General features: G+C 70.0%; 19 protein-coding genes. 8 read left to right on the top strand and 11 right to left on the bottom strand.

The window, feature by feature from the left end; genetic code table 11:
* Window positions 1–29: 29 nt before the first annotated feature.
* The 3 genes from ACIBH1_RS01615 to ACIBH1_RS01605 all read right to left on the bottom strand — a co-directional run bounded on the left by ACIBH1_RS01615 (window position 30) and on the right by ACIBH1_RS01605 (window position 4009).
* A complete protein-coding gene (locus ACIBH1_RS01615) occupies window positions 30–1505 on the bottom strand; it encodes a DUF885 family protein (RefSeq protein WP_397311593.1) in 1476 nt (491 codons plus the stop codon).
* Window positions 1506–1543: 38 nt separating this feature from the next.
* Entirely contained in the window at window positions 1544–2794 is a 1251-nt protein-coding gene (locus tag ACIBH1_RS01610; protein WP_397311592.1) for an MFS transporter, read from the bottom strand.
* A gap of 207 nt (window positions 2795–3001) precedes the next feature.
* On the bottom strand, window positions 3002–4009 hold the full coding sequence (locus ACIBH1_RS01605) for a LacI family DNA-binding transcriptional regulator (protein WP_397311591.1): 1008 nt from the start codon (window positions 4007–4009) through the stop codon (window positions 3002–3004).
* Window positions 4010–4049: 40 nt separating this feature from the next.
* Between ACIBH1_RS01605 and ACIBH1_RS01600 the strand changes: the two genes are divergently transcribed.
* Window positions 4050–4754, top strand: a complete 705-nt coding sequence (locus ACIBH1_RS01600; RefSeq protein WP_397311590.1) for an alpha/beta fold hydrolase — start codon at window positions 4050–4052, stop codon at window positions 4752–4754.
* Here ACIBH1_RS01600 and ACIBH1_RS01595 read toward each other — a convergent pair.
* The gene (locus ACIBH1_RS01595) at window positions 4751–5584 is read right to left on the bottom strand and encodes an NAD-dependent protein deacetylase (RefSeq protein WP_397312178.1); all 834 of its coding nucleotides are present in this window, start codon (window positions 5582–5584) and stop codon (window positions 4751–4753) included. The genes ACIBH1_RS01600 and ACIBH1_RS01595 overlap by 4 nt on opposite strands.
* A 14-nt stretch (window positions 5585–5598) precedes the next feature.
* On the bottom strand, window positions 5599–6975 hold the full coding sequence (locus ACIBH1_RS01590) for a pyridoxal phosphate-dependent decarboxylase family protein (RefSeq protein WP_397311589.1): 1377 nt from the start codon (window positions 6973–6975) through the stop codon (window positions 5599–5601).
* 90 nt (window positions 6976–7065) lie between these two features.
* Between ACIBH1_RS01590 and ACIBH1_RS01585 the strand changes: the two genes are divergently transcribed.
* On the top strand, window positions 7066–7812 hold the full coding sequence (locus ACIBH1_RS01585; RefSeq protein ID WP_397311588.1) for an N-acetyltransferase: 747 nt from the start codon (window positions 7066–7068) through the stop codon (window positions 7810–7812).
* Here the strand turns inward: ACIBH1_RS01585 and ACIBH1_RS01580 are convergent.
* The 3 genes from ACIBH1_RS01580 to ACIBH1_RS01570 are packed head-to-tail and all read right to left on the bottom strand — an operon-like array spanning window position 7802 to window position 9988.
* Complete coding sequence (locus ACIBH1_RS01580; protein WP_397311587.1) at window positions 7802–8542, bottom strand: MBL fold metallo-hydrolase; 741 nt, start codon at window positions 8540–8542, stop codon at window positions 7802–7804. The genes ACIBH1_RS01585 and ACIBH1_RS01580 overlap by 11 nt on opposite strands.
* An 8-nt stretch (window positions 8543–8550) precedes the next feature.
* Complete coding sequence (locus ACIBH1_RS01575) at window positions 8551–9540, bottom strand: pyridoxal-phosphate dependent enzyme (protein WP_397311586.1); 990 nt, start codon at window positions 9538–9540, stop codon at window positions 8551–8553.
* A gap of 13 nt (window positions 9541–9553) precedes the next feature.
* Window positions 9554–9988, bottom strand: a complete 435-nt coding sequence (locus tag ACIBH1_RS01570; protein ID WP_397311585.1) for a VOC family protein — start codon at window positions 9986–9988, stop codon at window positions 9554–9556.
* Window positions 9989–10058: 70 nt separating this feature from the next.
* On the opposite strand from ACIBH1_RS01570, the gene ACIBH1_RS01565 reads away from it, so the two are divergent.
* A complete protein-coding gene (locus ACIBH1_RS01565) occupies window positions 10059–12080 on the top strand; it encodes a protein kinase (RefSeq protein WP_397311584.1) in 2022 nt (673 codons plus the stop codon).
* A 14-nt stretch (window positions 12081–12094) separates the two neighbouring features.
* Complete coding sequence (locus tag ACIBH1_RS01560) at window positions 12095–14038, top strand: beta-propeller domain-containing protein (RefSeq protein WP_397311583.1); 1944 nt, start codon at window positions 12095–12097, stop codon at window positions 14036–14038.
* Here ACIBH1_RS01560 and ACIBH1_RS01555 read toward each other — a convergent pair.
* A complete protein-coding gene (locus tag ACIBH1_RS01555; protein WP_397311582.1) occupies window positions 14022–15233 on the bottom strand; it encodes an MFS transporter in 1212 nt (403 codons plus the stop codon). The two genes, ACIBH1_RS01560 and ACIBH1_RS01555, sit on opposite strands and share 17 nt — an antisense overlap.
* Before the next feature lie 111 nt (window positions 15234–15344).
* Between ACIBH1_RS01555 and ACIBH1_RS01550 the strand changes: the two genes are divergently transcribed.
* Window positions 15345–18242 (top strand): M36 family metallopeptidase, encoded by a 2898-nt coding sequence (locus ACIBH1_RS01550; protein ID WP_397311581.1) that lies wholly within the window; start codon window positions 15345–15347, stop codon window positions 18240–18242.
* A gap of 347 nt (window positions 18243–18589) precedes the next feature.
* Here the strand turns inward: ACIBH1_RS01550 and ACIBH1_RS01545 are convergent, their stop codons facing one another.
* Complete coding sequence (locus ACIBH1_RS01545; protein WP_397311580.1) at window positions 18590–19876, bottom strand: aspartate aminotransferase family protein; 1287 nt, start codon at window positions 19874–19876, stop codon at window positions 18590–18592.
* 86 nt (window positions 19877–19962) lie between these two features.
* Here ACIBH1_RS01545 and ACIBH1_RS01540 point away from each other — a divergent pair, with 86 nt between their 5' ends.
* The 3 genes from ACIBH1_RS01540 to ACIBH1_RS01530 all read left to right on the top strand — a co-directional run bounded on the left by ACIBH1_RS01540 (window position 19963) and on the right by ACIBH1_RS01530 (window position 23427).
* Window positions 19963–20910 (top strand): GntR family transcriptional regulator, encoded by a 948-nt coding sequence (locus tag ACIBH1_RS01540; RefSeq protein WP_397311579.1) that lies wholly within the window; start codon window positions 19963–19965, stop codon window positions 20908–20910.
* A gap of 146 nt (window positions 20911–21056) precedes the next feature.
* Window positions 21057–22481, top strand: a complete 1425-nt coding sequence (locus ACIBH1_RS01535; RefSeq protein WP_397311578.1) for a VWA domain-containing protein — start codon at window positions 21057–21059, stop codon at window positions 22479–22481.
* A 49-nt stretch (window positions 22482–22530) separates the two neighbouring features.
* Complete coding sequence (locus ACIBH1_RS01530; RefSeq protein ID WP_397311577.1) at window positions 22531–23427, top strand: toll/interleukin-1 receptor domain-containing protein; 897 nt, start codon at window positions 22531–22533, stop codon at window positions 23425–23427.
* On the opposite strand, the gene ACIBH1_RS01525 is transcribed toward ACIBH1_RS01530, so the two are convergent.
* The gene (locus ACIBH1_RS01525; protein WP_397311576.1) at window positions 23424–23906 is read right to left on the bottom strand and encodes a GNAT family N-acetyltransferase; all 483 of its coding nucleotides are present in this window, start codon (window positions 23904–23906) and stop codon (window positions 23424–23426) included. The two genes, ACIBH1_RS01530 and ACIBH1_RS01525, sit on opposite strands and share 4 nt — an antisense overlap.
* Window positions 23907–23925 lie beyond the last annotated feature (19 nt).

The following is a 23925-nucleotide window of genomic DNA, read 5'->3' as shown; positions in this document are numbered from 1 at the left end:
GCCTCCCAAGCGCACGCTTGGGATCGACGTTAGAGGATCCCGTCCAGCAAGCCAAGCGGTGGTGATCCCAGATCCAGCATCGCCTTGTGGAACTGCTGCAACGATCCGGGGTACCGGTCGCGCAGATCCATGATGACCAGCTTGCCCCAGGTGTAGCGGCCGTAGGTCGGGTCGAAGCTCGCGCGCCTGGCCTCCGACAGCGCCGCCGGTCCGGCCAGGTGCGTGTCGCTCTCGAAGCGGCGCGCGCCGTCCTCGACCGTCATCTGGCCGGTGTGCACGCCGATCGCGCAGGCCAGCCGGGTCACCCGCAGCAGGGCCTCCAGCCAGACGCCGATCTCGAAGCGCGGGTCGTCGGCCTCGAAACCCTGCTCGACGCAGAGCTCCTCCGCGTAGTGCGCCCAGCCCTCGGCGAACGACATGGAGTGCAGCAGCCTGCGCACGTCGGAACGCGCGTGCCGCAGCGCCCTGCCGTGCGAGAAGTGGCCCGGCGCGACCTCGTGCACGTTGATCGCGGGCAGCGTGGTGTCGCTGAAGACCTCCAGCCACTCCTCCTGCTCGTGCTGCGGCCAGCTCGGGTCGGGCGGGGTGATGTGGTACCACGACGGGCCGTCTGGCTCGCCCGGCGCGTTCCAGCTCATCATCGCCATGCCCCACCGGCGCGACTCGGGCGCCAGCCCGACGAGGCACTCGCCGTCGTGGTAGGGCACCAGGTCCTTCTCGCGGGTGAAGGCGATGGCCTTCTCCGTGCCGATCCTGGCCGCCTCGATCACCCCGTCGGCGTCGGGGTGCCGCTTGACCAGCTCGCGGGCGACGTCGAGCGGGTTCTCGCCCTTCCTGCCGAGCTTCTCGCAGCCTTCCCTCAGCCTGGCCATCAGCCGGTCGCGCTCGGCGTCGGCCCGCTCGGCCAGCCTGCCGAGGTCGACCTCCAGGCCTTCACTGGCCCCCATCAGCCTGGCCAGGGCCGGGCCGCCGAGCGCCGCGTCGGGCGAGCCCTCGGCCGCCGCCTTCTCGATGTGGGCGACCAGGGTGCGGTGCGCCAGCAGGGCCTTGTCGTCGGTGACCCCGGTGCCGACCCCCTTCGCCGCTCCGAGCAGCGACTCGGCCACCGGGGCGCTGAGCTGGTCGAGCGACTCCACCGCCTGCCGTACGGCCTCCGGCCACAACGCCAGGTGCTCGGCCTTGGCCCGCTCGCGCTCCCCGGCGGGGGCGTAGTCGCGGTCGTAGCAGGCCAGGTCGAGGTTGCTGAGGTGCACCAGGGGGTTCTTGCGATGCAGCTCCAGCTCGCCGAGCTGGACCCGCAGCGCCTCCTCGAAGACCCTCAGATGCGCGGCGTCGTGCTCGTCGCCGGGCTCGTCGCCCTGCCCGAGCCGGGCCAGACCCGCTCTCACCCCGGACGGGGACAGGTCCTGGATCTTCCCGTCGTATTCGTGCCGGCCGCCGTACTCCCTGGCGTCGGCTGCGATCAGGTCCACCACGGCCCTCAGTCGGGCGTCGAGTTCGGTCATGGTTCCTTTGTACGGCACGCACGGGAAGATCCCCGGAGCTACCGGACGCCCTTGATCTTGACCACCGCGAACGACGCGATGAGCGAGACCGCGATGCCGACGTAGAAGAGCGTCGTGTAGCCGCCCAGGTTGAGCACCAGGAACGCGGCGATGGAGGGCGCGAGGATCTGGGGACCGGCGTTGGCGATGTTGATGACGCCCATGTCCTTGCCCGCCTCGGCGTGGTTGGGCAGCACCTTGGTGATCAGCGCCAGGTCGACGGCCATGAAGACGCCCAGGGCCATGCCGTGCAGGATGTTGTAGATGATCATGCCGTTGAAGGTCGGCAGGAACAGCGGGACCGCCAGGGTGACCGCCGCGGCCAGGCCGGAGATCAGGGCGAAGAGCTTGAAGCGGTTGATCCGGTCCGAGATCGGGCCGATCACCATGACGGCCACGATGGTGGCGACCTGCCCGATGAGGGCGAGGATGCCCATCTTCGAGATGACCTCTTCGCGCGGGATCTTGATGTAGTCCTCGAGCAGGAAGAGGTTGAAGGTGAAGATGACCATGTAGCCGAACATGATGCCGAAGCGGCCGATGAAGGCCCAGCGGAAGTCGGCGCTCCTCATCGGCCGGACGAATCCGGCCATGAACTCGCCGAGGTTGAACGGCTCGCGCGGCAGGCCGGCCGACGACTTGTCGGGGCTGACGAAGACGATGGCCAGCGCCGCCACGGCCAGGACCGCCATGATCAGGTAGTACGCGCCGCCGGCCGCGAGCTGCGGGAAGGCGATGAACAGGCTCGACATGACGACGGTGCCGATCGGCACGCCGAATCCGACCAGGGCGGAGAAGGTGCCGTAGCGGTTGGCGGGCACCCGGTCCGGCATGATCGCGGTGATCGCCGCCTGGTAGCCGTTCATGATCATCTGAACCACGGCCCAGCTGATGCCGAGCATCAGCACGGTGCTCGCGCTGGCCTGCACGGCCAGGGCGATGATGCCCACCGCCACGCAGGCGAGGATCCAGGGGCTGCGACGGCCGAAACGGGAGCGGGTGCGGTCGGAGATCTGGCCGAAGATCGGGTTGGCGATCGTGGCCATCAGCGGGCCGATGGTGTTGGCCAGGCCCAGTGCGGCGACGCTGTTCTCACCGGTGATCCGCTGGACGTGCACGGGCAGGACGAATCCTCCGATGCCCATCCACAGCATGAAGAGCGCGATGTTCGCCAGGGGCAGCGTCAGGTACAGCGGGCCGAGCCGGTAGCCGGTCTCGGCGGAGGGGGTTGCACCCTGCACTTGGGTCATAGGGGTGACCTTTCCTGATCAAACGTGTGGTGATACGTATCACCCGACGATTGCTCTGGACTGTAGGTCGCCGTGAAGGGGCTGACAAGACGCGCGGCCAAGTTGTTACCGCACAGCGGTTCGCCTGCCGTACACGGAAAACGCCTTCCCGGACCAGCCCGGGCACGCTCGCGCCGGGGCAGGTCAGACCTCGCGCGTTAGGGCGGGTCAGGCGCTCTCGCGCACCACCAGGCGCGGGGCGAACAGGTCGACGACGGCGCCGTCGGCGGCCTCGCGCTCGCCGCGCACGATCTCGTCGAGCATCGTCACCAGCTCGGAGGGGTTGGCGGTCGGGTCGAAGTGCACGCTGGTCAGGCGGGGCCGCATCAGCGAGGCGATCGGCAGGTCGTCGGCGCCCACGACGGCCACGTCGCCTGGCACCCGCAGCCCGGCGTCGTGCAGGGCGCTGATCAGCAGCATGGCGTACTCGTCGTTGTAGGCGAAGACGCCGTCGGGCAGGTCTCCCCCGGCCACCAGCTCGCGCGCCTCCTCCTCGGAGAAGGCCAGGTCGAGCCGGACGGCGTCGGGCGCGACCCGGCACACCCCGCGCCAGCGGTTGGCGCCCATCGCGTCGATGCCCGCCTCGCGCGGCACGATCGCGCCCAGCCGCCTGCAGCCGCGCTCGACGAGGTGGCGGGCGGCGAGCTCGCCGACCTGCCGGTGGTCGAGGACCATCGAGGGGACCAGGGGCGACGGCTCGGAGCCGATGCCGAAGACGGCGCGGGTGCCCGACGACTTCAGCAGCTCCACCGAGGCCTTGGTGAGCCGTTCGGAGTCGACGATGATCGAGACCGGGCGCAGCGCCGCCCAGTCGCGCGCGGCGGCGATGCCCTTCAGCTTGCGCTCGCCGTAGTAGACGAGGGTGTATCCGGCGTCGTTCAGCGCGTCGCCCAGCGCGTCGAGCCATTCCTGGGCCAGGCGCCCGGTTCTGGCCATCGGCAGCGGGAGGAGCACGAGGCCGCTGTGCCCGGTGCGCAGCGCGCGGGCGCTGGCGTGCGGAACGTAGCCGAGGCGTTCGGCCGCCTCGCGCACACGCTCGCGCGTCTTCTCGCTGACCCGGGCGTTGGGGTTGTCGTTGAGCACGTAGGAAACCGTCGCCTGCGAGACCCCAGCGGCCCTGGCAACGTCGACACTGGTCGGAGGCCGACGTTGAATGTCCTCAGTCACTCCTGTCATGCTATCAAGTGCTTATACGTATAAACGATGGAGGGCTTCCGTGAAGCTGAACACTCGCGAATGGGGCCACGGCGACCGGCTCGCCGTGGTCATCCACGGCATCATGGCCGACTCACGATGCTGGTGGCGGGTGGGGCCCGCGCTGGCCGGGCGCGGCTACCGCGTCATCGCCGTCGACCTGCCAGGCCACGGCCTGAGCCCGCGCGCCGACGACTACCCGCCCGAGCTGTTCGCCTCCTCCGTCGTCGAGTCGCTGCCCGCCCGTCCCGACCTGGCCATCGGCCACTCGCTCGGCGGCCTGACCCTCGGCCTGGCGGTCGAGCGCCTGCGGCCCGGCAGGGCGATCTACTCCGACCCCGCCTGGCGCCTGCCGATCATGGAGGGCGGCGTGCCGCTCACCGACATGATGGCCGCCGCCGCCGCGCTGACCGGCGAGCAGATCGCCGCCATGCACCCCGGCTTCTCCGCCGACGAGGTCGCCGTCGAGGTCGAGATGCTCAAGCACTGGGACCCGCGGACAGCTCTGTCGTTGAGCAAGGTCGCCGGATCCGACTTCACCCCCGCGCCCGTCGTGCCCTCGCTCGTCCAGCTCGCCGACCCCAGCTTCCTGGTCGCGCCCGCCTACGCCGCCGAGCTGGCCGAGAAGGGCTTCGAGGTCCGTACGGTCACCGGCGCGGAGCACACCATCCACCGCCACCTGTTCGACGACTTCATGACCGGCCTCGACGGCTGGATCCAGGCCTAGCAGGGCGGCTGGGCCACCTCCGCCAGCAGCCGGGTGAGCGTGGCGCCGAGCGGCGCGTCGAGCGAGAGCAGCGCGTCGCCGTCGCCACGGGTCGGGCCCTGGTTGATGATCGCGACCGGGATGTCGTGCTCGGCCGCCCGCCGGACGAACCGGTAGCCCGACATCACCGTCAGCGAGGAGCCCAGCACCAGCAGGGTGCCCGCGCACTCGGTCAGCTCGAAGCACTCCTGCACGCGCGGGCGCGGGACGTTCTCGCCGAAGAAGATCACATCCGGCTTGAGCAGGCCGCCGCAACTCTCGCAGTCGACCACCTGGAAGCTCGCGACCAGGGAATCCTCGACGGCCGCGTCACCGTCGGGATTGACCCCGGCGTCGCCGTCGGGAGCACCCAGCATCGCCGTCCACGCCGGGTTGGCCGCACGCAGCCGCTCGTCGAGGCGCTCGCGCCTCGAACGCTCGCCGCACGACAGGCACCGCACCCGGTGCAGGCTGCCGTGCAGCTCGACCACCTGCTTGGCGCCCGCCGCCTGGTGCAGGCCGTCGACGTTCTGCGTGATCACGGCCGAGACCAGGCCCATCGCCTGCAGCTCGGCCACCACCCGATGGCCGTCGTTGCTGGCCGCCCGCGCGATGTGCTGCCAGCCCAGGTGGCTGCGCGCCCAGTAACGTTGCCGGGCCGCGGCGCCGCCCACGAAGGTCTGGTAGGTCATCGGCTCGCCCTTGCGCGCGCGGCCCGTCTCACCCCGGTAGTCGGGGATGCCCGACTCGGTCGACAGGCCCGCACCGCTCAGCACCACGACACCGCCGTCGGCGACCAGATCCACCAGCATGGCGAAGGCATGACTCACTCCTCCATGCTGCCACCAGGCGAGCCATGCTCCGCCACCGCGTCGAGCAGCGCCTCCAAGGTCTTGTCGTCGGTCGCCGGCGCCATCACCGTGATCCTCAGGTGCCTGACGCCGCCGAGCTCGGCCGAGGTCAGGTGGAAGCGGCCCGAGTCCATGAGGCGCTCCCGCAACACGGCCTGGTCGCCGGTGCCGTACCTGAAGCAGACGATGTTGCTCTCCGGCTCGTACGGGAAGGCGAAGCCTGGCCGGTCGCGGCCCAGTTCCCAGAAGCGGTGCGCGGTGGCGTACTGCCCGGCCACGTAGTCGCCGAGGCCGCGCTCGCCGCGCCAGGCGAGGTTGAGGAAGATCTTCAGGCCGAGCTCGGCCTTGGTGCACTCGACGGTGCGGTTGATGAGGTCGAAGCCCTGGTCCCCGTAGAACAGGTAGCTGGCCTCCTGCTGGAAGGCGGCGTCCAGGTCGCTCTCGCGCCGCATGAGCACGGCGGCGGCCAGGGCGGAGGTGCGCAACATCTTGTGGGCGTCCCAGATCACCGAGTCGGCCAGCTCGATGCCGTCGAGGAGGCCGCTGTGCCCGGGGCTGAGCAGGGCCGAGGCGCCGTGGGCTGCGTCGACGTGGAACCAGACGTCGCGCTCGCGGCACCAGCGACCGATCGTGCGCAGGTCGTCGTGGAGGCCGGTGCCGGTGGCGCAGGCTCCGGCGACGAGCGCCATCACCCTCTTCCCCGCGATGTCGGGCAGCCTGCCGGTGTCGATCCGGCCGAGCTCATCGGTCGCGAGCGGCACGATCGCCCGCTGCCCGAGCCCGAGGATGGACACCGCCCGCGACACCGAATAGTGCGCCGACGGCGGCGCCAGCACCACCAGATCCCCCGGCACCCCCTCGTCCCAGGCCTCGGGTACGGCACGCGCCCTGGCCGCCAGCATCACCGTCAGGTTGGCCAGCGACCCGCCGTGCGTGAGCACGCCCCCGCCCTCGGGGAAGCCCACCTTGGCCAGCATCCAGCGCAGCACCTCGAACTCGGCGGTGGCCGCCGCCGCCCCCATCTCGTAGATGGCCATCGGATTGTTCGTCGCCCCGTGGACGAAGTCGGCCAGCGCCGCGGGGAAGTCGGGCGAGGCGGTCTGGTGCGCCAGGTAGGCCGGGTGGTGCAGCCGGGTGCCCTCGCGCAGGAAACACCGCAGGAACTCGCGGAAGGCCTCGGGCGTCATCCCGCCCTCCGCGATCCACTCGCGCAACCCGAGCATCCGGGCCAGCTCCCCCGGCGGGCGCCTGGCGAGCACCGGGACCGCTCCACGCTGGCTCTCGTCCACGTAGGCGGCCAGTTCCTCCACCGCGATGCCGGCCGCGTCGACGAACTCCTCGATGTTCCACATAGCAAGCAATATGCGCGAAGGCCCCGGATGATCGGTAGGGACACGCCCTCCGCGTTGCGCCGGCGTGAACGGTGCACGAAGATCACGCCCATGGCTCTCCGCGTCACCACCCTCGCAGAACGCCCTGAGCTCGCCGCGGACCTCTGGAAGATGGACAACATCTGGCCGGAGTTCATGATGCACGACCCGCTCGCCGACCTGTACTACCCGTTCTGCGAGCGCCAGTACGCCGACTACGTGCTCGTCGCCGACGACGACACCGAACCGGGCAGGCTCATCGCGCGCGGCTGCTCCATGCCGTTCACGATGAGCGGCGACGACCTGCCCGACGACGGGTGGGACGGCGTGATCAGGCGCGGATGGCTGGCACGCGAGCGAGGCGTCGCCCCCGACCGGATCTCCGCGCTGGAGATCACCGTCCGGCAGGACCTGCTCGGCCGGGGCCTGTCAGGCATGATGCTCGCCGCCATGCGCGCCAACGCCGCCAGGCTCGGCTTCGGCAAGCTCGTCGCGCCCGTCCGGCCCAACCGCAAGCACCTCGAACCGCTGACGCCCATGGCGGAGTACGCCTTCCGCACCCGCGACGACGGCCTGCCGTACGACCCCTGGCTGCGCGTGCACGTGCGCGCCGGCGGGCGGATCGTCAAGGTCGCACCACGCTCCATGACCGTGTCGGGCACCCTCGCCGAATGGCAGGGGTGGCGGGGTGCGGCGTTCGAGCGGAGCGGGGCGGTGGCGGTCGACGGCGCCCTAGTGCCGGTGCACGTCGACCTCGACCACGACCACGCGGTCTACGTGGAGCCCAACGTGTGGGTGGCGCACCCGCTCACAACGTGACGGACTCGCCGGGCTCCAGCAGGTGCAGCCCCTCGAACCCGGCGAACGCCTCACGCAGCGACTCCCTGCCCTGCGTGAAGTGCTCCCACTGCTCGAAGTGCAGCGGCACCACCGCGCCCGCGCCCAGCACCCTGGCCGCCTCGGCCGCCGCCGCGCTCGACAACGTCAGGTCGGCGTCGCCGAGCAGCTTGGTGCGGGCCGCGCCCGCGAACAACACGGCCACGTCCACCCGCCCGACCCGGCCGGCGATCAGCCTCACCACGTCGAGCGAGGCGTTGTCGCCGCTCACGTAGACGACCGGCAGGCCCTCGCCGGAGAGCACGAAACCGGTCACCTCGCCGACCAGGTGCTCGGTGCCGTCGGGGCCGTGCTGAGCGGGCACCCCGGTGATCGTCAGCATGCCGCCGTCGGGCCGCTCGACCTCGACGGCCGTCCAGTTCGGCACCGCTCGTACGGCGCCGCCGAGGCGCTCGGCCGCCGAGCCCGTGGACAGGACCAGGGGCGCCTGCTCCAGGAACGCCCTGCCCGAGGTGTCGAGATTGTCGGGGTGCTGGTCGTGGGAGAGCAGGACCACGTCGGCGCGCTCCGGCACGAAGGCCGGGCCGGCCGTCTTGGTCAGGCCGCTGCCCACGGGGTAGTGGCCGGGCGGGTCGAACGTGGGGTCGGTGACGAGGTGCACGCCGCCGAGGGTGATCGTCGCGGTGGGGCCGCCGATGTAGGTGAGGTCCATGCCATGGGTCAGCTCCGGGGGAGGGCGGAAGATTCCGGGTAGCGGTGGATGTGCCGGGGGTGAGCGTCACCGACGATCGTCACGATGGGCCCGTCGCCCTCGATGCGCCCGGCGTCGCCACCCCGCCTCGCGTCGCCACCCCGCCCCGCGTCGCCACCCCGCTCCGCCAGCTTGAGGGCCGCGCGCAGGGCCGTGCCCGAGGACGGGCCCGCCGGGATGCCGGTCGTCTCCCAGATCCACCTCGCCGTCGCCAGGCTCTCGTCGTCGGCGACCGGGATCACCAGGCGCACGGCGTCGAAGTCGAACCCCGGCTCGACCCGCGGCCTGCCGATGCCCTCGATGCGGGAGGGCATGCCCGTCGCGTAGTCGGGCGCGTCGAGGGTCCACCCGGGGAAGTACGCGGAGTTCTCCGGATCCGCCACCGCCACGCGCAACCCCGCCGCGGCCAGCGACGCCGAGGTGGCGCCGGTGTTGGCCCCCACCACCACCCAGGCGGGGTCGATCTGCCCGGCCAGCTCGTCGCCCAGGTCGTGGGGCGCGGCACGGCCGAACTGGTCGAGATAGTGCGCGGAACCACCCTCTGCCAGTCGCCGGGCCTCGTCGTAGATCGCCAAGGGCGGCGTCACGAACCGCACCCGCCCGCCCAGTTCCTCGACGGGCCGCGCCCGCTCGGGGCTGGGGGCACCGGGCATCACCGCCACATACGCGAGCCCGAGGCGCTGGGCGAACCACGCCTGGGCCACCGCCGCGTTGCCGCCGGCCGCCTCGATCACGGTGGTGCCCTCGGTGACGAGGCCGTCGACGACGGCGTTGCGGAACAGGATCCGGGCATGGCGGTGTCGCAGCGTGCCGGTCGGCTGCCGGGATTCGTCCTTGAGCAGCACTCGCCCACCCGGCAGCGCTATCAGCGGTGTCGGGTCGCCGGGCTCCAGGATGGCGAGCGCACGCTCACGCCAGGTCAGGTGCGCCCCCGGCTCACGTCGAGGAGGGTCGGCCATCTCGCGCCTTGTCTCACGTGATGCAGAGCTCGTTGCCCTCCGGGTCGGCGATCGTGACCCATTTGTGCACCGGCCCCTGCTGCCCTTCGTGGAGCACCGTGGCGCCGCGCCCGACGAGCCGCTCGACCTCCGTCTTGACGTTGTCGGCGCCGACCCTGACGTCGAGGTGCACGCGGTTCTTGACCGTCTTGCCCTCGGGCACGAGCTGGAAGAGCACCCGTGGCGCCCGCTCGATCCCCTCGGGGTGGCGGATGGCCGCGCCCTCCTTCCACACGAGCGCGCCCTTGTGGACGATGGTGTCGTCTTCCTTCGCGTGCCCCTGCTCGATCATGCTGCGGATGAACGCCGCGTCCTGCGCCTCCACCTCCCACCCCAGGGCGTCTGCCCACCAGTCGGCCAGAGCGTGGGGATCGTGCGAATCGACCGTCACCTGGAAGTCGTAAGCCATGCCGGGGACCTTACCCAGCCGGCCCGACAAAATTGTCCTCACGCAAATGGGCAGGTAAGAATGGGCCCCTATGACAGCGTTCCCCCCCCTTAGACCATCGGACCCGGAGCGGCTGGGAGATCACCGCATCCTCGGCCGCCTGGGCGAGGGCGGGCAGGGCGTCGTCTATCTCGCCGAGAACTCCGAGGGCCGGCGCGTGGCCATCAAGTGGCTGCGCGCGGAGCTGGCAGGCGACGAGGTGAGCGTCACCCGGTTCATGCGCGAGGTCCAGGTGGCCGAGCGGGTGGCGCCGTTCTGCACCGCCGCCGTCCTGTCCAAGGGCGTGGAGCAGGAACGCCCGTTCATCGTCAGCGAATACATCGAGGGCCCGTCGCTGCAGCGCATCGTCCTGGACGAGGGCCCGCGCAGCGGCAGCGCCCTGCACCGCCTGGCCGTCGGCACCGCCACCGCGCTGGCGGCGATCCACCAGGCGGGCATCGTGCACCGCGACTTCAAGCCGGCCAACGTGCTGCTGGCCGCCGACGGGCCCCGCGTCATCGACTTCGGCATCGCGCGGGCGCTGAACGCGAACGTGACGATCAGCAACATGCCGGTCGGCACCCCTTCCTACATGGCGCCGGAGCAGATCATGGGCGAGCAGGTGGGCGCCGCGGCGGACCTGTTCTCCTGGGCCAACACGATGGTGTTCGCCGCCACGACCCAGGCGCCGTTCGGCAACGACACCATGCACGCCGTGATCAACCGGGTGCTCAACCAGGAACCCGACCTCGGCAACCTCGACGGGCCGTTGCGGGACGTGGTCGCGCAGTGCCTGAGCAAGAACCCGGCGATGCGCCCGACCGCCGAGCAGGTGATCATGCGCCTGCTGCAGCACCCGTCGGCGGCGCCCGTGGTGCTGCAGGACGCCGCAGCGGCGGCCGCGGGTCCTCCCTCGCCGATGACGGGGCCCGCCCCGATGCCGGCCGCCCCGCCGTACCAAGCACAACCGGGCCCGCTTCCGGGACCGCAACCGGGACCGCACCAGCAGGCACCACAGCAGCAGCCGCCCTCGCGCCGCGGTTCCAGGAAGGGCCTGCTGATCGGCGCCGTCACCGCCTTCGTCGCCGTCCTGGTCGCTGGCCTGCTGATCCTGGCCCCCTGGAAGCCGGCGTCGCAGACGACGCCGCCCGTGACGCAACCCACCAGGACCGCGCAGCAGGAGCCGCAGGTCACCCCGGTCCGCCTGCCCGGCGGCGCGGCCACCCTCTACGAGTCGGCCAAGGACCCGGTCAGGCTCACCTCCTACGAGATCAAGAACGAGTCCGGCGAATGGGCCGACTACGCCCGCGCCTCTCTGACCGGCACGTTCGCGCCGCAGCCCAAGCACTGGGAGTCGCTCGTCTCCCCCGACGGCCGCTACCTGGCCGGCAGGGCGCGCAACTACACCGCCGACGGATTCGACCCGGTGAACATCATCGACCGCAAGAGCGGCGAGAACTTCACCGTCAAGACCGTCCGCGAACCCGCGGGAGCCCAGGTCAGGGGCTGGTCACGCGATGGCAGGAAGGTCCTGCTCAACGTGGAGCGCCAGATCGACGGCGCGTGGGCGCACCTCGGCTTCGCCGTACTGGACGTGAAGACCAGGAAGGTCAGGATCACCCAGGTCGCCAAGGGCCCCGGGCTGGCTCCGTTCGGCTGGGACGGCACCGACGACGGCGTCGTCACCTGGGACGAGCGCAACAGGGCGCTGGTCTTCTACGACCTCGACGGCAAGCGCACCCGCACGCTCAAGGACCTGGGCACCCTGCCCGCGGGCACCGACCGGCTCTTCTCCCCCAGCGGCTCCACGTTCGTCACCACCTGCCCCGGCGGCGAGGAGCACTGCGTCTGGGACACCGCCTCGGGCGAGAGGAAGCAGAGCTTCACCTCCGACTGCGACAAGGTCCTCGGGTGGTACGACGAGAACCACCTGTACTGCTGGGAGCTGAACAACGGCAAGCAGTACGAGGTGCAGGTCGTCGACTTCGAGGGCAAGGCCGTACGGCGGCTGCTGGAGAGTAGCAAGGCCCTGTCGATCAGCCCGGTCTTCACCGTGAACCCCCGGACCTCCTGATTCGTGTAGAGGACATGAAGTTGATCCGTACGGCAGCAGCAGCCGCAGTCCTGGCGGCCGCCTGCGCCGCGTGCACCTCCTCGGCGCCTCCGGCCTCCCAGAAGCAGCGTCCCGCCGCCGTGGCGAACATCCGGCTGGTCTCCTACAGCAGCTGTGACGACATGCTGGCCGGCCTGCGCGAGAACGCGGTCAAGAGCGTCGGGCCGTACGGCTTCGGTGGCGGCATGATGCCCTACGGCGACATGGCGACGGCGGAGAACGCCGATGCCAGGGCGGCCAAGGACACCGGCGGCGGCAACTCGCCCGAGCACTCCACGACCAACGTGCACGAGGCGGGCGCCGACGAGCCCGACCTGGTCAAGACGGATGGCAACCGCATCATCACCGTCCACCAGGGCACCCTGCGGATCATCGACACGGCGAGCAGGCAGGTGACGGCCTCGCTCAAGCTCACCGACGACCAGAACGGCGGCTACGCCCCCGCCGACCTGCTGCTCCAGGGCGACCGCGTGCTCGTGCTGATGCAGAACTTCGAGCCGATGACCAAGGACAGGATGATCGCCGACTACGTCGGCGCGATGTCCTCGAAGTACATCCTGGTCGACCTGGCCGGCGGCCAGCCCAAGGTCCTGTCCACCATCAAGCCGCAGGGCTCCCACGTGGACGCCCGCCTGGTCGGCTCGACCGTGCGCCTGGTCACCCGCAACCAGCCGAAGATCGTCTTCCCGCAGGCCCGCGGCGACGTGTCGGAGGAGGAGATGAAGAAGGTCAACCAGAACGTCGTACGGCAGGCGCCGATCGACGCCTGGTTGCCCAAGGTCGAGATCACCGACGCGTCGGGCGCCACGCGAACCGACAGCCTCAAGTGCGAGCGGGTCAGCCACCCCGCCGACTACACCGGCACCTCCATGCTGACCATGCACACCCTGGACCTGGCCCAGGGAGTCACCGCGAGCGGGACCGACCCGATCGGCGTGGCCGCCGACGGCGACACCGTCTACAGCAACGGCGCCGGCTTCTACGTGGCCAGCAATCCGCGCTGGTGGTTCCCCATCCCGTGGGGTCCCGCCGACGCGGGCCGGCCGCGCTCGTCGGCGACGCCCGCCGTGCCTCCGGAGGAGACCGAGGTCCACCGCTTCGACATCAGCCAGCCCGGCGCGCCGCGCTACGTCGCCTCGGGCAAGGTGCCGGGGCGGCTGCTGAACCAGTACTCCCTGTCGGAGCACGAGGGCAACCTGCGCGTGGCCACCACCCAGGCCACCGCCGAGACGAGCTCCAGCGGCGTCTACGTCCTCAAGGCCGACACCATGGCCAAGGTCGGCGAGGTCACGGGCCTGGGCAAGGGCGAGCGCATCTACTCCGTGCGCTTCATGGGCCCGACCGGCTACGTGGTCACCTTCAAGCAGGTCGACCCCCTCTACACCCTGGACCTGCGCGACGCCGCGGCGCCCAAGGTGACCGGCGAGCTGAAGATCACCGGCTACTCGGCCTACCTGCACCCGGCGGGTGACGGGCGGCTGATCGGCCTGGGCCAGGAGGCCAGCGAGAAGGGCCGCACGATGGGCACCCAGATCTCGCTCTTCGACGTCTCCGACCCGGCCAACCCCAACCGGCTGTCTCAGCTGTTCCAGAAGAACTCGGGCTCCGAGGCCGAGTGGGACCCGCACGCCTTCCTCTACTGGCCCAAGTCGGGCCTGACGGTGATCCCGCTCAGCTCGCACGACGTCGGCAACGGCACGTCGGAGAGCGGCGCGATGGTGCTCAACGTGAGCGACTCGGCGGTGACCAAGGTCGGCATGATCAAGCACCCGATGATCAAGCAGGACCAGTACTCCTACGAGCCCTCCATCCAGCGCACGATCGTCATCGGCGACTCGCTCTGGACCCTCTCCGAGAAGGGCTTCCAGGTCAACGACATCAACACGCTGGCCGAGCAGGCGTTCATCCCGCTGTCGTAGGCACCGCCAGTTTCCGCAGGTCGCCGCTGCTCACCGCGAACGCGCAGGTGAGCAGCAGCACCACGCCCAGCACGACCATCGCCCGCGAGCCGCCGAGCACCTGCGCGAGCACGCCGCCGACGAGCGGGCTGAACGGCACCAGCGCCATCGACGCCGCCTGCATGAGCGCGCCGACCCTGCCCATCATGTCGCCGGGGACGAGGGTGGCCAGGATGGTCTTGAGTGCGACGTTCAGGGCGGGTACGGCCAGCATGGCCACCACCATGGGCACGACTGGCCAGTAGGAGCCGAAGGGCAGGGCACTGGCCGGCATACAGAGCGCGAAGAGGGTCAGGACGTACACGAACAGCATGCCCGCGGGGGCCAGCCGGGTGACGCGGGGCGCGATCAGCGCGCCGAGCAGCCCGCCCACCCCCAGCGACCCGATCACCACGCCGCTGGCGACCGGATCCCCCGCCCTGATCATCAGCGGCAGCATCATGGCGTTGACGGTCAGGTTGGCCATCAGCCCCAGACCGAGAGCCGCCCTGATGCCCCGGTGCCCCCACAACCACCGCAGGGCCTCGCCCGCCTCCTGGCGCATGCTCGGCCGCTCCGCCGCCGGCCTGGGCGCCCGGTGCGGCAGCCTGACCAGGGCGAGGCACACCATCGCGGCGAGGAAGCTGATCGTGTCGACGAGGAAGGGCACCGCGCGCCCCACGGTGAACAGCACACCGCCCAGCGGAGGGCCGCCCAGGTTGGCCGCGTGGCTGCGGGCCTCGTCCTGGGCGTAGGCGCTGGGCAGCTGTACGGCCGGCACGACCTGCCTGATCGCCACCTGCTGCGCGGGCTCGAAGAACGCGTCCGCCAGGGAGCCGATGATCGCCGCGGCGAAGACGTGGACCAGCGTGACCGAGCCGAGCAGGATCGCGACGGTCACCGATCCCCAGCAGACCATCTGCACCGTCAGGGAGGCCAGCATGACCTTCTTGAGCGGGTGCCTGTCCACCCAGACGCCGGCGGGGACCGAGATCAGCGTGCCCGCCGCCAGGCCGGCGAAGGCGACCGCTCCGGCGAACGCCGACGATCCCGTGATGGTGATCAGGAGCAGAGGGAGTGCCAGCCCGGTGACCGCGGATCCGAGCGACGACACCGCGCCGCCGATCCACAACATCTGGAACGGAAAGTTCCGCCTTAAAGGGGGGTTGTCAGGCACTCGCCGATCATCGCCGCTGATCAAGGGCGGTTCAACCCTTCCCGCCCTTTTTGGACCTTTACGCGCTCTTGTCAGGGTGTTACTTCTGACGAATCAGAGAGGAGACCACCCATGTCCCCGCGATTACGCGTATTCGCCACCGCGATCGCAGCACTCACCCTCCCCCTCACCCTCGTCGGCACCGCGGAAGGCCAGACCACCGCGGCCGCGCAGCAGGCGCCTCCCGCCCCACAGGGCGACCACCACGCCGACAAACCGGACCTGGACAACCGCCAGGGCCAGGTGGCCCCGCCAGGCCAGGCCAGAAGGCCCGCCACCGCCACCATCCGCTGGAACAACCTCGGCACGCCCGCCGTCGTCACCTCCGACCAGCCACTCGCCGAAGGCCTGCCCGCCGACCCGAACCAGGCCGCCCGCGCCTACCTCAAGGCCAGCGAATCGCTCTTCGGGCTGCCCGCCGAGGCGGTCGACGCCCTGGAGACCGTGGCGGTCAACCCCATCGGCGACGGCCACGCCGTACTGCTGCGCCAGAAGTTCGGCGGCCTGCCCGCCGGCGTCGACGGCATGGTCAGCGTCGGCGTGAACGGCGGCAAGGCCCTCTTCGCCTCCTCCAGCCTGTCCCGCGCGACCGAGGCCCCGCCCGCCGCGGCCATCACCGAGCAGCAGGCCCTGGAGATCGCCGCCCGCGACGCCGGCATCGACCCGGCCGCCGCCACGACCAAGCTGGTCACCGCGGTCGCCGTCCCCGCCCCCGACGGCGTGCACAGCGCCTTCCAGGTCACCCTCATCGGCGGCGAGCAGGGCTTCACCACCCACGTCGACGCCGTCAGCGGCGCCATCCTGACCAGGGAAGGCCTCGCCGACCAGCACGCCGACCCGAACAACCCCTCGTGGGAGGCCTTCCCGGCCAACCCGCCCGCCAACTACTCCTCCACCGACACCCGCCAGAAGTGGTGCTTCACCGCCGGACCCGGCTGCGGCCTGGTCGTCGGCGGCGACCCCGCCACCGGTCTGGCCTGGGACGTCGACCACGCCACCGGCACGCCGACCCTGACCAGCCTCGGCAACGCCGCCAAGACCTTCGAGAACCGCGCCAACGGCGACCCGTTCTCCGTCGGCACGCGCATCAACGCCCCCTCGGCGACGCGCACCTACCACTACCCGTGGCAGAACACCTGGTACACGGCCAAGTGCAACCCAGCCGTCTTCGACACGGCCGGCGAGAACGACCTCGAAGCGGCCATCTCCAACCTGTTCGCCATGCACAACCGCATGCACGACTGGTCCTACCGGCTCGGCTTCACCGAGACCGCGTGGAACATGCAGGTCAGCAACGGCGACCGCGGCGGGCTCGGCAACGACCCCGAGCAGGGCAACGCCCAGGCCGGCGCCCGCGTGCTGAGCGTGCGTGACAACGCCAACCAGATCACCGGGCCCGACGGGGTCGCCCCGATCACCAACATGTACCTGTGGCAGCCCATCGCGGGCGCCTTCTACGCGCCGTGCGTCGACGGCGACTACGACATGTCGGTCATCGGGCACGAGTACACCCACGCCATCTCCAACCGCATGGTCGCCGGCCCCAACGCCGGCCTGTCCGGCGCCCAGGCCGGCGCCATGGGCGAGAGCATCAGCGACCTGTTCGCCATGGAGTACCTCTTCGAGAACGGCTTCCGCCCGCGCGGCAACACCCCCTACGTCACCGGCGGCTACGTCACCGGCGACGCGGAACGCGGCATCCGCAACTACGACATGTCCAAGTCGCCGCTCAACTACAGCGACATCGCCTACGACATCGTCGGCCAGCAGGTCCACGCCGACGGCGAGATCTGGTCGGCCACGCAGTTCGACGTACGGCAGGCCTTCATCGACAGGTACGGCGACGCCAACCCGTGGGTGCAGCGCGCCTGCGCCAACGGCCAGCGGCCCGTCACCCAGTGCCCCGGCAACCGGCGCTGGGTCCAGCTCCACTTCGACGCCTTCCTGCTGACCGCCGTCGGCACGCTCAGCATGGTCGACATGCGCGACGCCATGCTCGCCGCCGACCAGATCCGCTTCGGCGGCGCCAACCAGGACATCATGTGGAACGCCTTCGCCCAGCACGGCCTCGGCTCCGGCGCCTCCAGCAACGGCCAGTCCGACCCCAACCCCGTCCCCAGCTTCGTCTCCCCCTCCAGCTCCAACGCCACCCTCACCCTCAAGGGCACAGGCGAGGCCTCCGCCGCCCCCATCCGCCTGTACGTCGGTGACTACGAGGCCCGCGTCGTCCCCATCGCCGACACCGACCCCGCCACCGACCTGCCGGCCACCTTCCAGATGACACCCGGCCACTACACCTTCGTCGCCGTCGCCCCCGGCTTCGGCCACCGCCGCCTCGACCTCACCGTCCGGCGCGGCCAGACCCGCGACGTGCCCGTCGGCATGACGCGCAACCACGCCGCCTCCGCCCTCGGCGCCACCGCCACCGGCGACGGCGTCAACCACGCGGCCCTCATCGACGAGACCGAGGCCACCAACTGGGCCTCACTCACCGCCCCCGTCGCAGGCCGCTCCGTCACCGTCGACCTCGCCGGCGACGCCGCCGTCCACGTCAGGCGCGTCCAGGTGTCGGCCATGCTCAGAACCGCCAACCCCGCCGACCCGGCCGATCCGGCCGGCCAGAACCGGTTCTCCGCGCTCCGCTCCTTCGAGGTGCTCGCGTGCGACGCCTCCGCGGGCAAGGACTGCGGGAACATCGCCAACTACCGCCGCATCTACGTGAGCCGGTCGAACGCCTTCTCGGCGTCACTGCCCCGGCCCCGTGGAGCCGACCTCATCATCAAGTCGTTCGACGTGCCCAGGACCAAGGCGACGCACCTCGCCCTCCGCACCCTGACCAGCCAGTGCACGGGCAACCCGCTGTACCTGGGTGAGCAGGACCTGGACCCGAACTCGTCGACCGACTGCGCCACCGCCAGCCCCGCCGCCCCGCACATCAGGGCAGCGGAGTTCCAGGTGTTCTCGCACTAGCGGCCTCGTCCCGCCCGGAGGGCTCGGTCCCTCCGGGCGGGCGCTTCGCGCCGGGCGTGGTCGGGGCTGTCACACCGGGGCTCCGCCCCAGACCCCGCACGGGGGGCTCCGCCCCCCGGCACCCCCGGCCCGCCCGTTACCCGCTTCCTGGGTCACCCGCTTGGATCCCACCCGAGTCTGCGGTCCTCGCGCTCCGCGCTCGGGCGTCCCGCCTCCGGCCTGGGCTGCGCCCGGGCAACCCATGGCGAGGCACGTCCCTGGGTGGACCACCGTGGACATGGCGTCCTGGCCCTGAGGTCAACCCCCGAACGGAAGGGGCGGCCCGTCCACATCCAAGAACGGCACTTTCACGCGCACTCCCCCAGTGCCTTGTCGAGAATGTCGAGCCCCCGCTCCAGATCCGATTCCCCGATGGTCAGCGGCGGCGCCATGCGGAAAACCCCGCCCATCCCCGGCAGCTGCACGATGTTCATATGCAACCCCCGCCGCAGGCACGCCTCGGTGACCTCGTGCCCGAGCCGGTCGGCAGGTTCCTTCGTCTCCCGGTCGACGACCAGCTCGATCCCCTGGAGCAGCCCGCGCCCGCGCACGTCCCCGATGGCGGCGTGCCGTTCGCGCAGTTCGGCCAGGCGGGCCGACATGAGGTCCCCGAGCCGGCGTGACCGCTCGACGAGGCCGTCGCGTTCGACCACGTCCAGGACGGTGCCGGCGACCATGGCGGCCAGCGGGTCGGACACGTGGGTGGTGAAGAACAGGAAGCCGCGGTCGTGGCAGACCTGCTCGATCTCGGGGGTGGTGATGACGGCGGCCACGGGCAGGCCCGCGCCGAGCGTCTTCGACAGGGTCAGGATGTCGGGCACGACGCCGTGGTGTTCGAAGGCGTACAGGTCGCCGGTCCTGCCGAGTCCGGTCTGGGCCTCGTCGAGGATGAGGAGCATGCCGCGCTCCTCGCATTTGGTCTTGAGGGCGGCGAGGTAGCCGGGTGGGGGTTCGATGATGCCGCCCGACGACAGGATCGGCTCGACCAGGCAGGCCGCGAGGCTGCCCGCCGACTGCTGGTCGATGAGGGCGAAGCCGTAGTCGAGTTCGGCCCGCCAGTCGTGGGTGCCGTCGGGGTGGCGGAAGGGCGAGCGGTAGGAGTTGGGGGTCGGCAGGGTGAGGTTGCCGGGTACGGCCGGGCCGTACCCTCGGCGTCCTGCGGAGTACGTCGCGGCGGCCGCGGCGGAGGTCATGCCGTGCCACGACCTGTCGAACGACACGATCTCGTACCGGCCGGTGTAGAGCTTGGCGAGTTTGAGCGCCGCCTCGTTGGCTTCGGCGCCGGTGCTGAGGAGCATCACCTTCTGCAGCGGGCCGGGCAGGGATTCGGCCAGGCGCCTGGACACGTCCACGACGGGGCGCGACAGCATGCCGCTGAAGAGGTGGTCGAGTTCCTTGACGCCGCGGGCGACGGTCGCGACGACGTCGGGGTGGCCGTGGCCGAGCACGGCGCTCATCTGACCCGAGGTGAAGTCGAGGATCGCGGCGCCGTCCTCGTCGAACACGTACGATCCCTCGGCCCTGCTGATGATGCGCGGGGTGAACCGCGCGCCGTAGCGGAGCACGTGACGGTCCACGTCGTTCCAGAAGTCCATGTCCTGGAAAATAGCCCAATGTCATAGGACAATCCAGACCGGTAAAATGACTCGCCTCCGATGAGACAAAGTCAGGCGGCCAGACGGTGCAGCGCATCACCCTCAACCGAGCCTCGGGCGTGCCGGTTTTTCGCCAGGTCATCGACCAGGTCGTGTTCATGATCGAGGCCGGCGAGCTCGCCGACGGCGATCGCCTGCCCAGCAGCCGGCTGCTGGCGGCCAACCTCGGGATCAACCGCAACACCACGGCGCGCGCATACACGGAGCTGCAGAGGTCGGGCTACCTGCGCTCGCACGGCCGCGGAGGGATGACGGTGCGCCGTTCAGCGCAGGCGCGGGAGCACCGGGCCGCCTACGAGGCCGCCGCCACCGAGCTGATCGGCGCGGTCCAGCGCTGCCTCGACATAGGATTGTCGGCCGACGAGATCGCCATAATCGCCTACCAGCAGAGCGTGCACGCCAGGACGACCCACCTACAGGTGGTCTTCGTCGAGTGCAACGAGGAGCGCGCGACGTTCTTCGCCGACGAACTGTCGTCCGAGGTGAACGCGACGGTGCGACCTCTGGTCCTGAGCGATCTGGGGACCGGCGACGTCGCCGGCGCCGACCTGGTCGTCACCACCTTCTTCCACCACGCTGAGGTACGGCGGAGCGTACGGGCGATGCGGTTGCCCAGCCCGCCGGAGGTCCTGGCGATCGTGGCCGCCCCGCACATCAAGACCCTGGCGCGCCTGGCCCGCATCCCGAAGGGCCACCGGGTCGGGATCCTCTACTCCACCGACGACCAGGCCGAGGCGATCAGGCAGTCGCTGGCGGACACGGGGCTCGACAACGTGCGCGTCCTGCGCGGCGCCGACGATCCCGAGCTCGACGGCTGCGACCTGGTGATCGTCTCCAGCGAGAACCCCGACCTCGGGAAGCGGGTCCGCGACCGCGCCACGGTCATCGAGTTCGGCAACGTCCTCGACGCGGCTTCGCGGCGCATGGTTTCCGAAATCGTCGACGAGATCAGGGAGAACAAGGCGGAGTCCTGATCATGCCGCGCCGAACCCCTTTTCGACCAACGAAAAACGCGGATCACGCAGCTCCACAATGCACCACCCCACCATTTTCCCGTCTTTGGCTGCAAAATGATTCACATGCCACCATGATGGGCACCTCGCGATCAGAGGAGCCCCTCATGGACGTGGCAAAAATCGATCTTCTCCCGGAGCGAGGAGTCGTCAGGCGGGACCTGCTCAGCGAAGTCGATCTCGTCATCGAGGTATCCACAGAACTGACCGAGAACCGGACGCGAACCGCGGGTTCCATGAATCTCTGCCTCGTCATCGATCGCAGCAGCAGCATGAGCGGCACCAAACTCAGCACGGCGAAGCAGAGCTGCGTCGATATCTTCCGGCGCCTCGACACCAACGATCAGCTGACAGTGGTCACCTTCGACCACGAGGTCAGTGTGATCGTCAACCCGGAGACCAGGCGGGACCAGGTCGAGTCGAAACTCCGCGCCATCCAGCCGGGGGGATCGACCAACCTCTCGCTCGGCTGGTACCAGGGCCTGCTCGAACTCCAGACCCATATGAACGACTCGAACTACAGCCGGCTCTTCCTGCTCTCCGACGGCCAGGCGAATCAGGGAGAAACGAAGCGCTCGGTGTTCGCCAACACGGCCACGCGTGCCCGCGATGCCGGAATCACGGCTTCCACCATTGGGATCGGCGACGACTTCCAGGAGGATCTCCTGGAAGCGATCGCCGCTTTTTCCGGCGGACGGTTCTGGAGTATTTCGGATTCCGACATAGAAGACATCCTCGAGGAGGAGTTCAAAGGCGCGCTGAGTGTCGTCTATGACCGCCCGCGCATAGCACTCGATCTTCCCCTCGGCGTGCGAGTGAGCCGAGACCTGAACGAACTCAAGAGGACGGCCAGAGGGTACCGGCTGCGCCCTCTCCAGGGCGAAGACACCTTCAACTTCGCGGTCCGCCTGGAGGTTGACCCGGAGCAGTTGTCCGGAGACCGGTTCACCATCACGGCCACCCTGCTTGAAGGCGAACGCGAGGTGGTGACGACAGGGCGGGAGTTGCTGCTCGGTACGGACGGGGAGGTGGCGACGAGCCCTGTGCATCCGCTGGTCCAGAGCGTGGTGCAACAGTTCGAGACGTCGAGGACGGACGAGAGGGTCCTGGCGGAACTCGATGCGGGCAACATCGCGGAGCTGAAGCAGATGCTCACCGCGGAGATCGCCAAGCTTCGCTCCGCCGAAGCACGCGTGCGCGACATGAGCGGCGTGCGCGCGGACGTGGAGGTCCGGCACCTGCTCCATTCGACCTCAAGGAAGGAGCTCGCATGGACGATCATGGAGTTGATCGAACCGTACAAGTCCAGCCCAGGCGTGTCCCTGTTCGTTGCGAAACTGCGCAAGTCGATGCGTCACGAGGGGCATCGCATGGCCATGAGGCGTCACAAGGTGTCGCCCTGGGACACCGACACGCCGATCATCCTGGAGGCGATCGAACTTGCCGAGACCCTCATGAACGAGAATCCCGACGACGCCGCCAGGCTTCACGACTGCCGCGAGAAGCTCCGTGGGTACCTGGAAGACTCCTAGCCCCCGCGAATGGACCTTCGGCAAGGTCATCACCGGATACGGTGCCGGCATGGGAGAGTTCGGCATCTCCTACGCCGTCGACACCGCCTCGGGCCCTCTGCTCAACGGCCGGATCAGCGCCGGGCTCCGGCTGATCCGCTCAAAGGCCGTCGGCTGCGGTCTGGTGTGCCGCTCGGACGAAGCCTGGAACTTCGTCGCGTTCTACACAGCGCCCGCGGACGCCGACAGCGACCTCACCTACGCCCGCTTCGGCGTGTGCAGAGACGGCCTCTTCAGGAACATCGCGGTTTCGGATGAGCCGTTCCGGCTCGGCACCACCCACAACAGATACTCCCTGGAGTTCTTCTCCGGCCAGGTCCGCGGTGAGATCCGCGTTGACGACAAGGCGTACGAGCTGAGGACGACGTGCGTGGACATCCCGTTCCCCGGCCATGCGGGCCTGCTCCGCCTCTACGGATCGAGCCTCATGGCCGGCGAGGTGGTCATCCAGGAGACCTCGATCCCGTTCTCCCGCGAGCTACCGGCATCCGATGCAGCCGCCGAGGACCATGACGTGGATGTCTTCCTGTGCCACTCGAGCGCCGACAAGGAGCCGGCGCGGCAGATCGCCAAGTCCTTCGCGGCCAGAGGAATCAGGTACTGGCTGGACGAGGAGCAGATCACCTTCGGCGATCGGGTGGTCGAGAGGATCGAGGACGGCCTGCGACGATCCCGCTACGTCGTGCCCTGCATCAGCTCGAATCTGGCGTCCTCGGGCTGGGCCAGGGCGGAGTACGGCGCGATTCTCAACGCCGAGCTCGGCGGCGACTCCGAGCGCGTCGTCATCCCTCTGGTGCTCGACGATTCCGACGCGGAGTACGTCCCGCCGCTGCTCCGCGACAAGAAGCGGGCCTTCTACGCCAACCAGACCGAGTTCGAGCACTTCCTCCGCTTTCTAGCCCGCTAGCGCACCGGCGACACCAGAAGATCCCGGGTCATGAAGACGCTGTTCGGATCCAGCTCATAGCCCGCGAACGGCTCGCAGTAGACGAACCCGAACTTGGCGTACAACGCCCGCGCCGGAGCGAAGAACTCGGCCGACCCCGTCTCCAGGCTGACCCGGTCGAACCCGCTCCGCCGGGCCTCGCCGAGGATGTGCTCCAGCAATGCCGAGGCCACCCCGCTGCGCTTCCTGGCCGCCCTGGTGCGCATCGACTTCAGCTCCGCGTGCCGTACACCGATCCGCTTGAGGGCACCGCACCCCACCAGGTCGCCGCCGTCGTGGACGGTCCAGAACACGACCTCGGGCGAGCGCAGCCCGTCGAGGTCGAGGGCGTGCTTGCTCTCGGGCGGCGAGGTTGCCCGCATGTCCTGGAGGTGTTCGTCCAGGAAGGCGGCGACCTCGGGGCCGCTGAGGTCGTCGACGGCGATGGTCAGAGTGCTCATGAACGTCATTGTTCACAAG

The organism is Nonomuraea sp. NPDC050663 (assembly GCF_044456985.1).
GTDB lineage: Bacteria > Actinomycetota > Actinomycetes > Streptosporangiales > Streptosporangiaceae > Nonomuraea.
This window is presented reverse-complemented; position numbering and strand designations above follow the sequence as displayed.

What these genes read in the sequence shown, in the direction of transcription:
- ACIBH1_RS01605 (WP_397311591.1), bottom strand. Translation starts at nt 4,009, where the DNA reads ATGACAGGAGTGACTGAGGACATTCAACGTCGGCCTCCGACCAGTGTC.
- ACIBH1_RS01570 (WP_397311585.1), bottom strand. Translation starts at nt 9,988, where the DNA reads ATGGCTTACGACTTCCAGGTGACGGTCGATTCGCACGATCCCCACGCT.
- ACIBH1_RS01530 (WP_397311577.1), top strand. Translation starts at nt 22,531, where the DNA reads ATGGGAGAGTTCGGCATCTCCTACGCCGTCGACACCGCCTCGGGCCCT.
- ACIBH1_RS01580 (WP_397311587.1), bottom strand. Translation starts at nt 8,542, where the DNA reads ATGGACCTCACCTACATCGGCGGCCCCACCGCGACGATCACCCTCGGC.
- ACIBH1_RS01565 (WP_397311584.1), top strand. Translation starts at nt 10,059, where the DNA reads ATGACAGCGTTCCCCCCCCTTAGACCATCGGACCCGGAGCGGCTGGGA.
- ACIBH1_RS01560 (WP_397311583.1), top strand. Translation starts at nt 12,095, where the DNA reads ATGAAGTTGATCCGTACGGCAGCAGCAGCCGCAGTCCTGGCGGCCGCC.
- ACIBH1_RS01575 (WP_397311586.1), bottom strand. Translation starts at nt 9,540, where the DNA reads ATGGCCGACCCTCCTCGACGTGAGCCGGGGGCGCACCTGACCTGGCGT.
- ACIBH1_RS01585 (WP_397311588.1), top strand. Translation starts at nt 7,066, where the DNA reads ATGGCTCTCCGCGTCACCACCCTCGCAGAACGCCCTGAGCTCGCCGCG.
- ACIBH1_RS01545 (WP_397311580.1), bottom strand. Translation starts at nt 19,876, where the DNA reads ATGGACTTCTGGAACGACGTGGACCGTCACGTGCTCCGCTACGGCGCG.
- ACIBH1_RS01550 (WP_397311581.1), top strand. Translation starts at nt 15,345, where the DNA reads ATGTCCCCGCGATTACGCGTATTCGCCACCGCGATCGCAGCACTCACC.
- ACIBH1_RS01525 (WP_397311576.1), bottom strand. Translation starts at nt 23,906, where the DNA reads ATGAGCACTCTGACCATCGCCGTCGACGACCTCAGCGGCCCCGAGGTC.
- ACIBH1_RS01535 (WP_397311578.1), top strand. Translation starts at nt 21,057, where the DNA reads ATGGACGTGGCAAAAATCGATCTTCTCCCGGAGCGAGGAGTCGTCAGG.
- ACIBH1_RS01590 (WP_397311589.1), bottom strand. Translation starts at nt 6,975, where the DNA reads ATGTGGAACATCGAGGAGTTCGTCGACGCGGCCGGCATCGCGGTGGAG.
- ACIBH1_RS01615 (WP_397311593.1), bottom strand. Translation starts at nt 1,505, where the DNA reads ATGACCGAACTCGACGCCCGACTGAGGGCCGTGGTGGACCTGATCGCA.
- ACIBH1_RS01595 (WP_397312178.1), bottom strand. Translation starts at nt 5,584, where the DNA reads ATGCTGGTGGATCTGGTCGCCGACGGCGGTGTCGTGGTGCTGAGCGGT.
- ACIBH1_RS01610 (WP_397311592.1), bottom strand. Translation starts at nt 2,794, where the DNA reads ATGACCCAAGTGCAGGGTGCAACCCCCTCCGCCGAGACCGGCTACCGG.